The organism is Streptomyces sp. JJ66 (assembly GCF_019303495.1).
Classification (GTDB): Bacteria; Actinomycetota; Actinomycetes; order Streptomycetales; family Streptomycetaceae; genus Streptomyces.
In genome coordinates, this window is record NZ_JAEVFI010000007.1 from 1 (window position 1) to 12369 (window position 12369).

Sequence of the window (12369 nt, forward strand, 5' to 3'; positions counted from 1 at the left end):
TTCCTTCGGACACCCTTCCAGGCGATCCTCCGGGCGCTTCCCTTCGGTGTCTCCGACACTATCAGAATCATTTTCGCCGATCACATCGGCTGATCCTGAGTGGAATTCGGAGTAGGTCTTGCTCAGCGGAAGATTTTTCCCGCTCACCTCAGCCTATCGGCTTTCAGGCAACCGTTCAAATCTACCTCCCCGCGAGGGCTCCGTCAAGGGTTCCCCGTGGGCGGAGATGACCATAGCAGCAGACCGGCGTCCGGTGCACATCCGGCCGGTGTCATGCCGCGGTGGGGACGGAAGCGGCCCGGTCGGCGGCGTCGATGTCGCCCGTCTCGCCCGCGCGGGCCGCGCGTCGGCCAAGGATCAGCACGTACGCGAGGAAGGCGGCCTCGGCCAGGACGCCGATGGCGATGCGGGCCCACGTGGGCAGGCCGGAGGGCGTGACGAAGCCCTCGATCACGCCCGAGACGAACAGGATGACGGCCAGCCCGATGGCCATGCCGATCGCGGCGCGTCCCTCGGCGGCAAGGGCGTCCCGACGGCTGCGCGGGCCGGGGTCGATGACCGTCCAGCCGAGCCGCAGTCCCGTTCCCGCGGCGACGAAGACGGCCGTCAGCTCCAGCAGTCCGTGGGGGATCACCAGGCCCAGGAACACGTCGAGGCGTCCCGCTGCGGCCATCAGACCGATGCCAACGCCCAGGTTGGCCATGTTCAGCAACAGGACCCAGAGCACCGGGATGCCCAGGAGGGCGCCGAAGGCGAGGCAGATGGCGACGGCGCGGGCGTTGTTCGTCCACACCTGGGCGGCGAAGGACGCGGCGGGGTTGCTGGAGTAGTACGACTCGTACTCGCCGCCGGGCCGGGTCATCTCCCGCAGCTCCTCGGGCGCGCCGATGACCGCCTGCACGTCGGGATTCTGCGCGATCCACCAGCCGATCACGGCGGCCAGCAGCAGGGACAACACCGCGGCTGGGGCCCACCAGTGCAGGGTGCGGTAGACGGCGGCGGGGAAACCGGCGGTGAGGAAGTGGCCCGCGTCGCGCCAGGAGGAGCGGCGTGGGCTGGTGACGGCGCTGCGGGCGCGGGCGACGAGTGTGGTCAGGCGCGCGGTGAGCACCGGGTCGGGGGCGCTGGCCTGGAGCTGGGACAGGTGGGTCGCGGTGCGCTGGTAGAGGGTGACGAGTTCATCCGCCTCGGCGCCGGTGCGCGGGCGCCTGCGGCGCAGCAGCTCCTGCAGCCGGTCCCATTCGGCCCGGTGCGTGGTGACGAAGACGTCGAGGTCCATGAGGAGAGCTTCGCAGAGACACCGGCGTGGCGGGGCGCCCGGGCCGGTCGGCACACTGTTCATATGACTGGAGAGGGGACGTAACGGTGAGCGAACTGGTGACGGGGGATGCGGTGGTGCTCGGGCTGCGGCCCGCCCGGCTGCCGAGCCGGGCGCTGGCCGTCGGCATCGATCTGGTGGTGCTGTTCGCCGTCTACCTCCTGCTCTCCTTCTGGATGCTGACGGCCGTCGGCTCGCTGGACCAGGCGGCGCTCGCGGCCGTGGTCGTGGCGTTGGGGTTGCTGGTGCTCGTGGGCGTCCCGGTGCTGGTCGAGACGCTGTCGCACGGGCGCTCGCTGGGGAAGCTGGCGTGCGGACTGCGCGTGGTGCGGGTGGACGGCGGACCCATCCGGTTCCGGCACGCGCTGGTGCGCGGGCTGCTGGGGTTCGTGGAAGTCCTGATGACGCTGGGCATGGTGGCGTGCGTGGCCTCGCTGGTCTCAGCGCGGGGCCGACGGCTGGGCGACGTCTTCGCCGGGACGCTCGTCGTCCGCGAACGCGTACCCGTGCCACAGCAGGCTCCCCCCGTGATGCCGCCACCTCCGTGGCTGGCCGGGTACTTCGCCGAGCTGGATCTGTCCCGGGTGCCGGACGGGCTGTGGCTGACGGTGCGGCAGTACGTAGCGCGGGCGGGGCACTTCGATCCGCAGGCGGGGGCGGCCATGGCCGAGCGACTGGCGGGCGACGTGGTCGCGCTGACGGGAACGGCACCACCGCAAGGCGTGCCCGCGCTCGGCTACCTGATGGGAGTGCTGGCCGAGCGGCAGGTCCGGGAAGCACGGCGGCTCCCGGGGGCGAGCGCGCAGGGGCCGGTGCCCGTGCCCGGTGCGGGGACCGTCACGTCACCGGCGGCGGGGAGGGCGCCGGAGCTGTCCCCGTCCACGCCCGGCCCTGCTCAGTCAGCACCCCAGCCTGCGCCTGCGGCGCCGCCGGTCCCCCAGCGGAAGGGCGGCGGTGCGGGGTTCGTACCGCCCGCGTGAGCGGACCGGTCCGCGCGGCGCGGGCTGAGCGCTCGCGGCGGGACCGACGGCCTTGGGTGGGGCGCGCGGGAAGACGCGCGGGATCAGCGGGTCAGTCGAACTGGGAGGGCGGCGACTCCAGGTCCTCCAGTTCCACACCGGGAGCGGCGAGGACGACATCGCCCGCGAGGTGCACGGTGTGCTGCTCACCGGTTTGCAGGTCGCTGACCTGGTACTCGTCCGCGATCAGGGGGGCACTGTCAGTGGCGTGTGCTTCGCTGCTCACCAGTGACCAGGCCTGATCGACGGTACGCGGGGCGAGTACGGGAGGGGCGAAAGTGACGAGGCGGACGCGGGTGGGTGCGGCGCCCCGGGCTGGGCGCAGGAGCCGGGCGGTGGCGACGAGGAAGGCCGGGGAGACACCGGTGAAGGCGTGTGCGGCGGCGTTGCCTTCCTGGGCGTGGTCGCCGCCGGGATCGCTGCGGACCCAGGTGAGGCCGTCCACGGCGGCGCCGCGGATCTGCCAGTGGGCGGCGGCGAGCTGGAGACGCAGGGGGCGGCCGAGGGTGTCCAGCGTCAGATCGACGGAGCCCGCGGGGGCTCCGGAGGGGGAGGTGAGCTGGGAGACGTAGCGCCAGCCGGAGGGGCCGGTAGCGCACTGGAAGTGTTCGTCGCCGAGAGGGGTGTGGTCGTGGGGATCGAAGAGCGAGTAGCGGCCGCGGGGCATGGTGGGTCCTCGATACGGCGGGCCCCCGTCGCCCGGGGCGCGGGCGGCGGGGGCCGGAGGCCGACTGCGGTGCGCTGATCAGCGGGAGATCAGGTGCGGGTTTCCCGTGCGGGTCCCGGGACCCGCACCGGATCGGCTGGGATCAGTAGCGGTAGTGGTCGGGCTTGTACGGGCCTTCGACGGGGACGCCGATGTAGGCGGCCTGGTCCGGGCGCAGCTCGGTCAGGCGGGCGCCGAGGGCGTCGAGGTGGAGGCGGGCGACCTTCTCGTCCAGCTGCTTGGGCAGCACGTACACGCCGGTCGGGTACGCCTCGGTCTTGGTGTACAGCTCGATCTGCGCGATCGTCTGGTTCGCGAAGGAGTTGGACATCACGAACGAGGGGTGTCCGGTGGCGTTGCCCAGGTTCAGCAGCCGCCCCTCGGACAGCACGATGATCTTCTTGCCGTCGTCGAAGGTCCAGGTGTGGACCTGCGGCTTGACCTCCTCGCGCACGATCCCCGGCAGCTTCGCCAGCCCGGCCATGTCGATCTCGTTGTCGAAGTGGCCGATGTTGCCCACGATCGCCTGGTGCTTCATCCGCGCCATGTCGGAGGCGAGGATGATGTCCTTGTTGCCCGTGGTGGTGATGAAGATGTCAGCCGTTTCGACGAAGTCCTCCAGGCGGGCGACCTGATAGCCGTCCATCGCCGCCTGCAGCGCGCAGATCGGGTCGATCTCGGTGACGATGACGCGGGCGCCCTGCCCGCGCAGCGACTCCGCGCAGCCCTTGCCCACGTCGCCGTAGCCGCACACCACGGCTACCTTGCCGCCGATCAGCACGTCCGTGGCCCGGTTGATGCCGTCGATCAGCGAGTGGCGGCAGCCGTACTTGTTGTCGAACTTCGACTTCGTCACGGCGTCGTTGACGTTGATCGCGGGGAACAGGAGGGTGCCGTCCCGGTACATCTCGTACAGCCGGTGCACGCCGGTGGTGGTCTCCTCCGTCACACCGCGGATCTCGGAGGCCAGCTGCGTCCACTTCTGCGGGTTCTGCGCGAGCGTGCGGTGCAGCAACTCCAGGATGACCCGGTGCTCGTCGTTCTCGGCGCTCTCGACCGGCGGGACCTGACCGGCCTTCTCGTACTCGACCCCCTTGTGCACCAGCAGCGTGGCGTCGCCGCCGTCGTCGAGGATCATGTTCGGGCCGCCGGTCTCGGCGTCCGGCCAGGTCAGCGCCTGCTCGGTGCACCACCAGTACTCTTCCAGCGTCTCGCCCTTCCAGGCGAAGACGGGAATGCCGGCGGCGGCGATCGCGGCGGCGGCGTGGTCCTGGGTGGAGAAGATGTTGCAGGACGCCCAGCGCACCCGCGCGCCCAGCGCCACCAGCGTCTCGATCAGCACCGCCGTCTGCACCGTCATGTGCAGCGAGCCGGTGATCCGGGCGCCCGCCAGCGGCTGGGCGTCGGCGTACTCCGCGCGGATGGCCATCAGACCCGGCATCTCGTGCTCGGCCAGGGCGATCTCGCGTCGGCCGAACTCGGCCAGGGACAGGTCGGCGACCTTGAAGTCCTGCGCGGTCTCGGGCGTCGTCATGGTGGGCTGCTCCTCGGGTGTCGGTCGAGGTACGGGCTGACTCGTCTGCGGCAGCGGGCAGGGTACGCGTACACAGGTGCCCTCCGCACCGGCGCGTACGCGCCTGTGGGGTGCACCCTACGGACCACAGGTCCCTGGCCGCAGCGCAGTCCGTCGGAGGCCCTCTCTCCCTCGGCCGCCCCGCTCTGCGGGACGCCCGACCGCCATCAGCAGCGACGTCTGTGCGGTAACGAATCTACACCGTTCACCCCGTCGGCCGAACGGTCCCGGGGGCGGGGGTGACGGCCACGGTGGCGCGGAAGAGGGTACCGTCGCCTGCCGCGTGCACGGTCAAACCCGCGCGGACGTAGGCGGACTGGCCGCGCCCCAGCGTCAGTTCGCGCGCGTCGGCGTCCCGCAGCGTGACGGAGCCGGCGGTGCACAGCAGGATCTGCGCGGCCGGTGCGGTCAGGGAGCGGGGAGCGGCGCCGGCGGGGAGGACGTGCCGGGAGAGGCGGAACTCGTCGGCCGGTGTGTCGTACACCTCGTCGCCGGTGCCGTCGTCCTCAGGGCGCAGCACCTCAAGGTCGCGGGGTGCGAAGCGGACGATACGCAGCAGTTCGGGCACGTCCACGTGTTTGGGGGTGAAGCCGCAGCGCAGCACGTTGTCGGAGTTGGCCATCAGCTCGACGCCGAGCCCGCTGAGGTAGGCGTGCGGCACGCCCGCGTCCAGGTACAGGGCCTCACCGGGCTGGAGCCGGACGTGGTGCAGGAGCAGGGCGGCGAGGAAGCCGGGGTCGCCGGGGTGGTGGTGTGCGGCGGCGGCGCAGGCCGCGTAGGCGGCGGCGTGCGGCCCGCCGGCGGAGGCGAGGCGTTCGGCGGCGGTGACGGCCTCGGTGACGGCGGGCGCGATCTCGGCGCGGTCGGCGGACAGCACGGCGGTCAGCAGCTCGCGCAGTGCGGCGTCCTCGGGATGGGCGTGCAGCAGGTCGGCGTAGGGCTTGAGGGCGTCGATGTCGAGGGCGGCGAGGAGTTCGGCGGCCTCGTCGGCGCGGCGGAAGCCGCACAGGCCCTCGAACGGGGTGAGGGCGCACAGCAGCTCGGGCTTGTGGTGGGCGTCCTTGTAGTTGCGGTGCGGCGCGTCGGCGGGGAGGCCCGCGGCCTCTTCGGCGGCGTAGCCCGCGGCGGCCTGCTCGCGGTCGGGGTGGACCTGGAGCGAGAGCGGTACGGCGGCGGCCAGCACCTTGAACAGGAACGGCAGCCGGGGCCCGAACGCTTCGACGCAGGCGGCGCCCAGTTCGCCCACCGGGTCGGCGGCGATGACGTCGGACAGGGGCTGCGGCCCGGCCCCGCGGTCGATGCGGGAGGGTGCGCCGGGGTGGGCACCCATCCACAGTTCGGCCTGCGGCTGGCCGGTGGGTTCGACGCCCAGCAGTTCGGGCAGGGCCGTCAGCGAGCCCCAGGCGTAGGGGCGCACGGTGTTGGTGAGACGGTCCATGGGGCGTTCCTCCGCGAGTGTCGAACGGGCCCCGACCGGGAGGTCCGCAGCGTATCCGGACGGCTGGCCGTGGGCGACGGGCCAGACTTACGCGTCGGCGGTGAGCGCGAGGTAAACCGCCGCGAAATCGGTGGTGGCCAGCAGGTCGGCGGCGGCCTGCACGGGGCTGCTGCCCTCGGCGGGTTCCAGCTCGCTGAGCCCGGTGTCGTGCGCGTACGCCAGCTCGCGCGCGGCGGGTGCGGCCGAATCCCCGGCGGCCCCGGCAGCCCCGGTGAAGGTGGCATCGCGCAGGAGGAGGACGCGGGCGCGCAGGGGTTCGGGCTCCTCCACGCGGTCGCGGAAGAAGTCGTCGGGCTCGCTCGCTGTGGCGGCGAAGGCACCGGCGAGCAGGGCCCCGTGCACGGTGAGCGCTTCGGGGAGTTCGGCGGCGACGGCGGGGCGGCCGGGCACGGCGGCCAGCACGGTGGTGAAGTGGCGGGCGGCGGCGTGGGCGATCGGGCCTTCGCTCCACAGCAGGGGCAGCGCCTCGGCCAGTTCGACGGCGAGTGTCTTGGCCGGGTTGGCGTAGGTGGGGACGGCCGGGCCACAGCGTCCGGCGATGTCGTCGAGCCGGGTGGCCAGGGCCTCGATCGCCTCCGGCGGGACGTCGGCGAGGTCCAGGCGGTCGGCGAGGACGAGCAGCGGGGTGAGCAGCGCCCACAGGGTGCCGGGGACGACGGGACGGGCGGCGGGGCCAAGGAGCCCGACGGCCTCGTCGGTGACGGCGCCGGGTCCGGCTTCGGCGGCCGAACCGGGCGGGGTGGCGCCCTGGGCGATGGGCACCGTCAGGCCGTGGGTGCCGCTGACCGTCTCCGCGAGCGGGGCACCGGCCGGGCTGACGGCGACGACGGTGCAGCCGCGCCGGTACGCCTGCTCGACCAGGGCGGTGAGCCCGGCCTCGGTGCCGTCCGGGGTGACGACGAGCAGCAGGTCCAGCGGCCCTGCCCAGCCCGGCAGCGCCCAGCGCAGGGCGGGCGGGGCGCCGCTCGCCCCGGTCGGTCGCAGCAGGGCGACGGGGACGACGCCGTGGCTGAAAGCGGCCAGCAGGTCCGCGGCGCATCCGGCGACCGGCCCGGGCCCGGCGACCAGCAGGCCGCGCGGCCTGCCGTCGGGGCGCAGCGCGGTCAGGCCCGCCTCGGTGGCGAGCCGGGCGGCGGTGCGGACGCGGGCGCCCGCCTCGGCGGTGCCGCGCAGCAGCGCGTGGTGGTCGGCGCGGGCCAGCGCGTCGGCGTCGTCGAGCAGCGACTCGTCCAGCATGGGGTGCGCCCTCCGTCAGGCGGGGCGGCGGGCCTCGTCAACCAGGAGGACGGGGATGCCGTCCCGCACGGGGTAGGCCAGGCCACAGCTCTCGCTGGCGCAGACCAGTTCGGTGCCCTCGGCGGACGTCTCCTCCCGCAGCGGGGCGTGGCACGCCGGGCAGGCGAGGATCTCCAGGAGACCGGCTTCGAGCGGCATGACGTCCCTCCAGCTTGGTTACGGCTGGGGTCAGCCTACCGCCGGTGACCTGCCGTTCGCCTGCGCTGGCGGCCGTGGGCGGGGCCAGGCGGGGCCGCGTGCCCGGGCCGGGGCGCGGCGCGTCGCGGCGGGCCGCCGGGCTCAGGCGCGGACGAGGGCCAGCACCTCGTCACGGACGCGGGCGCAGGTGTCGGCGTCGCGGGCCTCGACGTTCAGGCGCAGCAGCGGTTCGGTGTTGGACGCGCGCAGGTTGAACCACCAGTCGGGCGCGGTGACGGTCAGGCCGTCCAGGTGGTCCAGGGTGACGTCGTCCCGGCCCGCGTAGGCGGCTTCGACGGCGGCGGCCCGGTCCGCCTGGTCCGCCACCCGGCTGTTGATCTCGCCGGAGGCGGCGTAGCGGTCGTAGGCGGCCACCAGCTGGGACAGCGGGCCGGGCTGCTCACCGAGCGCGGCCAGCACGTGCAGGGCGGCCAGCATGCCGGTGTCGGCGTTCCAGAAGTCGCGGAAGTAGTAGTGCGCGGAGTGTTCCCCGCCGAAGATCGCGCCCGCCTTGGCCATCTCCTCCTTGATGAAGGAGTGACCGACGCGGGTGCGCACCGGGGTGCCGCCCGCTTCCTTGACGACCTCCGGCACCGACCAGGAGGTGATGCAGTTGTGGATCACCGTGCCCCCACCGTGCTTGGCCAGTTCGCGGCTGGCGACCAGCGCGGTGATCGCGGACGGCGAGATGGGCTCGCCCCGCTCGTCCACCACGAAGCAGCGGTCGGCGTCGCCGTCGAAGGCCAGGCCGAGGTCGGCGCCGGTGGCGCGGACGCGGGCCTGGAGGTCCACGAGGTTGGCCGGATCCAGCGGGTTGGCCTCGTGGTTCGGGAAGGTGCCGTCCAGTTCGAAGTACAGCGCGTCCAGCTCGATCGGCAGCCCGTCGAGGACGCTGGGCACGGTGTGGCCGCCCATGCCGTTGCCCGCGTCCACCACGACCTTCAGCGGGCGGATCGCGGACAGGTCCACCAGGGTGCGCAGGTGCTCGGCGTAGGCGGTGAGCAGGTCCTGTTCGGTGACGGTGCCGGGCTCGGCGGCGGTCTGCGGCAGCCCGGTGGCCTGCCACTCCTCCACCAGCGCGCGGATCTCGGCCAGCCCGCTGTCCTGGCCGACTGGGGCGGCCCCCGCCCGGCACAGCTTGATGCCGTTGTACTGGGCCGGGTTGTGGCTGGCGGTGAACATCGCGCCGGGGCGGTCGAGGTGGCCGCTGGCGAAGTAGAGCTGGTCCGTGGAGCACAGGCCGATCAGCGTCACGTCCGCCCCGCGCGAGGCCGCGCCCCGGGCGAACGCCGTGGCCAGCGCCGGGCTGGAGGGGCGCATGTCGTGGCCGACGACGAGCGGCGTGCGGCCGGTGATCTCGGCGAACGCGGCGCCGAAGAGTTCCACGAGCGGCTCGTCCAGCTGGTCGGGGACGGTTCCGCGGACGTCGTAGGCCTTGACGATCTGCGACAGGTCGGGCACGGGGTTCCCCTTCGGCGGCGTGGCGGTCGGTGGCGGCCCCAACCTATCGCGCGTGCGGCGGCGGTGGGACCGGGCCTCCCCCGCAGCGGTGCGGTGGGGCTGATGGGCCGGACACCGGGTGGGGCGGTCGCTACGGCTGCCGGGTTCCGGCCTGCGCGATGGCCCAGGCCGCGTTGACCAGACCGATGTGGCTGAACGCCTGGGGGAAGTTGCCCAGCAACCGGCCCGAGGCCGGGTCGGTTTGCTCGGCGAGCAGGCCCAGGTCGCTGGCTTGCGCGGCGGCGCGTTCGAAGGTGGCGCGCGCGTCGTCCAGCCGCCCGGCCAGGGCCTGGGCGTGGGCGAGCCAGAACGTGCACAGCAGAAAGCTGCCCTCCTGCCCGGCCAGCCCATCGACGCCGGAGTCGGTGCGGTAGCGGTGGACCAGGCCGTGGCCGTCGGTCAGGTCCCGGGTGATGGCGTCGAGGGTGGACAGCACGCGTGCGTCGTCGGCGGGCAGGAAGCCCGTGATCGGCAGCATCAGGGCGGAGGCGTCCAGGGCGGTGTCGCCGAAGGACTGGGTGAAGGCGCCGGTCTCCTCGTGCCACCCGCGCTCCAGGATCGCCGCCCGGATCTCCGCGCGCGCCCGGCGCCACGCGGCGGCCCGGCCGGCGGCGTCGATGCGGTCGGCCAGGCGCAGCGCCCGGTCCAGGGCCACCCAGCACATCAGCTTGGAGTACAGGAAGTGGCGCGGCTCGCCCCGGATCTCCCAGATGCCGTGGTCCGGCTCGGTCCACACCTGGGCGGCGGCGTCGGCCAGTCCCGCGAGGAAGGCGGGCAGCTCCGGGCCAGCGGCGTCCAGCTGGTCCTCGAACCGGACGGCGGTGGCCAGGAGTTCGCCGTACACGTCCAGTTGCGGCTGGTCCCAGGCACCGTTGCCGATGCGCACCGGGCGGCTGCCGCCCCAGCCCGCCAGGTGCGACAGCTCCCGCTCGGTCAGGTCGTGTTCGCCGCCGATGCCGTACATGATCTGGAGCCGGGAGCGGGTCCAGGTGGTGGCGGACGCGGCGGTCATGAAGGAGAAGAACTCGTCGGCCTCGTCCGGGCAGGCGGCGACCCACAGCGCGTCCATGGCGAAGGCGGCGTCGCGCACCCAGGCGTAGCGGTAGTCCCAGTTCCGTTCGCCGCCGAGCTCCTCGGGCAGCGAGGTGGTGGCGGCGGCGATGACCGCTCCGGTCGGCTGGTACGACAGGGCTTGCAGGACGCGGCCCGAGTGGTGCACGAGTTCGGGCCAGGGGCCGTCGTAGTTCTGGTGCAGCCGCGACCACTCCTGCCACGCGGTGATGGTCTGGGCGAGGTGGTCGGCGATCTCGGGGGCGGTGAAGACGCGGGGTGCGGGGCCGGAGAGTGGTCCCCAATGCAGGGCGAAGTGCAGTTCGTCGCCCTCGTGCAGGAGGGTGGTGCCGGTCGCCGCGTCCGGTCCGGTGGCCAGCCGTACCGGGCTGGACAGCGCCAGGGTGACGGGCCCGCCACGGGCCACGACGCCGCCCTCGCACGCTCTCAGCTGGGGCACCACCAGGCCGTACTCGGGGCGCGGCCGGAAGTCCACCGCCACCTCCACCGAGCCTTCGGCGCAGACCACGTGCCTCACCAGCAGGTGCGGGGCGGAGGCCCCCAGCCGGTGCGGGTCGTCGCAGGCGCCGACGGCGAGCGCGTCGGTGAGCGCCAGGACGCCGGTGGCGGTGCGGAATTCCGTGCGCAGCACCATCGTGCCGTCCACGTAGCGGCGGGAGGTCCGGGCCCGTGCCGTGGGGCGCACCGACCAGCTGCCCGCCCCCTCGTCCAGCAGCGCCGTGAACACGGCGGGGCTGTCGAACCGGGGGAAACACAGCCAGTCAACGGCTCCGCCCCGGCTGACCAGCGCCGCGCTGTGGCGATCGGACAGCAGGCCGTAGTCCTCGATCGGGGTGTGCGCCATACACCTCACCGTCCGCGGAAGCGTCTGCCTGCGGGCGCGGGGGACCTCTCCGCAGCCGCCCGGCTCCCAAGCCTCCTGCGGCGCGCTCCTCGCGCGGGGGCGGGCCGCGTGTCCAGCGAAACACCTTCCGCCGCTGTCCGCATCCGGCCCGGGGCGCCGGGCTGGCGGGCTGGCGGGCTGGCCGGGCCAGCTGGCGGGATCGGCCGGTCAGTCCGGGGAGCGCAGGACGCGGAGGTGGCCACGGCGGGCCACCTCCATGGGGTCGGTCTCCGGGCTGCGGGCGGGCGGATCGGCCCGCTCGGGGGCGCGGGGGGTGCGGGCGGCCTCACGAACGGCGTCGGCCAGGGCCTCCAGGTCATCCCCGCTGTGGCGCGCGGGGCCGGGCGGCACGGCCAGGCGGACGACCTCCCAGCCGCGCGGGGCGGTCAGGCGCTCGGAGTGGTCGGAGCACAGGTCGTAGCAGTGGGGTTCGGCGTGGGTGGCCAGTGGGCCGAGGACCGCGGTGGAGTCCGCGTAGACGTACGTCAGCGTCGCGACGGCCGGGCGGCCGCAGGCGGTGCGCGAACAGCGACGTACAGGGCTCACGATGTTGGACGGTACCGCACGAGCCGAGGGGCTGCGACGACTCTCCCCGGCGTCACCCGGCCGTGTCGTCCTGCTTCGCCCGGAAAGTGTGGAGGAGCCCCGGGTGGGCTGAGCTGGGCAAGGGGCCACAGGGGCGCAGAATCGTCACTGCGCGGCGGTCGCCGGGTGATCGCTGGTGGTCAGGCAACGGGGCGGACGGTGACAAGGGTGCCCAGCGGGCGGTCGGGGCAGGTCGGCTAACGCGCGCAAACGCCACCGGTCCGGTCACTCGGCGACAGCGGCACCGGGCCCCGATACGCTCGGGGGTGATGAGCGACGCCGTATCGCCGCGCCGGTCGCCGGACCGGCCGCGGCACCGAGACCGCCACGGGCGCGGCATGCGCGGCCCGGTCGCGCCGCCCCAGGTCCCCTTGGCGGTCAGCCGGGCCGCGTCCTTCGACGACCTGGTGCGCGAATCGGCCGAGCGGCTGGAACGGGCGTGGCCGCAACTGGCGTCGGTGGCGTTCGGCGTGCGGGAGGTGCCGCTGCCGGACGAGGACGGGGCCGAGTGGGACGGGCTGGGCGCGCCGGTGCCCCTGGGCCGCCTGGTGCCCGCGCGCGGTGACCGGCCCGACCAGGTGATCGTCTACCGGCGTCCGGTGGAACTGCGCAGCAAGACGCGGGACGAGCGGGCGCTGCTGGTGCACGAGGTCGTCGTGGAGCAGGTGGCGGAGCTGCTGGGGCAGACCCCGGAGTCGATCGACCCACGGTACGGGCTGGACTGATCCGGCACGCGGGGCTGA

Annotated in this window: 11 protein-coding genes; 2 read left to right on the top strand and 9 right to left on the bottom strand. The window is 73.8% G+C overall.

Annotated elements, in window-relative coordinates; all coding sequences use genetic code 11:
* Nucleotides 1–271 precede the first annotated feature (271 nt).
* Nucleotides 272–1279: a stage II sporulation protein M gene (locus JJV70_RS06855; RefSeq protein ID WP_219046836.1), complete on the bottom strand. Its 1008-nt coding sequence runs from the start codon at nucleotides 1277–1279 to the stop codon at nucleotides 272–274.
* Nucleotides 1280–1365: 86 nt separating this feature from the next.
* Here JJV70_RS06855 and JJV70_RS06860 point away from each other — a divergent pair, with 86 nt between their 5' ends.
* Entirely contained in the window at nucleotides 1366–2298 is a 933-nt protein-coding gene (locus tag JJV70_RS06860) for an RDD family protein (RefSeq protein ID WP_219046837.1), read from the top strand.
* 91 nt (nucleotides 2299–2389) lie between these two features.
* Here the strand turns inward: JJV70_RS06860 and JJV70_RS06865 are convergent, their stop codons facing one another.
* From JJV70_RS06865 to JJV70_RS06900, 8 genes are all read right to left on the bottom strand, one after another.
* Nucleotides 2390–3004, bottom strand: a complete 615-nt coding sequence (locus tag JJV70_RS06865) for a hypothetical protein (protein ID WP_219046838.1) — start codon at nucleotides 3002–3004, stop codon at nucleotides 2390–2392.
* 142 nt (nucleotides 3005–3146) lie between these two features.
* Nucleotides 3147–4577: an adenosylhomocysteinase gene (gene ahcY, locus JJV70_RS06870; RefSeq protein ID WP_219046839.1), complete on the bottom strand. Its 1431-nt coding sequence runs from the start codon at nucleotides 4575–4577 to the stop codon at nucleotides 3147–3149.
* 244 nt (nucleotides 4578–4821) lie between these two features.
* On the bottom strand, nucleotides 4822–6054 hold the full coding sequence (gene manA, locus JJV70_RS06875) for a mannose-6-phosphate isomerase, class I (RefSeq protein WP_219046840.1): 1233 nt from the start codon (nucleotides 6052–6054) through the stop codon (nucleotides 4822–4824).
* A gap of 87 nt (nucleotides 6055–6141) precedes the next feature.
* Nucleotides 6142–7350 (bottom strand): SIS domain-containing protein, encoded by a 1209-nt coding sequence (locus tag JJV70_RS06880; RefSeq protein WP_219046841.1) that lies wholly within the window; start codon nucleotides 7348–7350, stop codon nucleotides 6142–6144.
* Between the two features lie 15 nt (nucleotides 7351–7365).
* Entirely contained in the window at nucleotides 7366–7548 is a 183-nt protein-coding gene (locus JJV70_RS06885; protein ID WP_219046842.1) for a Trm112 family protein, read from the bottom strand.
* Nucleotides 7549–7689: 141 nt separating this feature from the next.
* Nucleotides 7690–9048: a phosphomannomutase/phosphoglucomutase gene (locus JJV70_RS06890; protein ID WP_219046843.1), complete on the bottom strand. Its 1359-nt coding sequence runs from the start codon at nucleotides 9046–9048 to the stop codon at nucleotides 7690–7692.
* Between the two features lie 130 nt (nucleotides 9049–9178).
* Nucleotides 9179–11002 (bottom strand): glycoside hydrolase family 15 protein, encoded by a 1824-nt coding sequence (locus JJV70_RS06895; RefSeq protein WP_219046844.1) that lies wholly within the window; start codon nucleotides 11000–11002, stop codon nucleotides 9179–9181.
* Between the two features lie 207 nt (nucleotides 11003–11209).
* Nucleotides 11210–11590 (bottom strand): DUF3499 domain-containing protein, encoded by a 381-nt coding sequence (locus JJV70_RS06900; RefSeq protein ID WP_219046954.1) that lies wholly within the window; start codon nucleotides 11588–11590, stop codon nucleotides 11210–11212.
* Nucleotides 11591–11895: 305 nt separating this feature from the next.
* Here JJV70_RS06900 and JJV70_RS06905 point away from each other — a divergent pair, with 305 nt between their 5' ends.
* Nucleotides 11896–12351 (top strand): metallopeptidase family protein, encoded by a 456-nt coding sequence (locus tag JJV70_RS06905; RefSeq protein ID WP_219046845.1) that lies wholly within the window; start codon nucleotides 11896–11898, stop codon nucleotides 12349–12351.
* Nucleotides 12352–12369 lie beyond the last annotated feature (18 nt).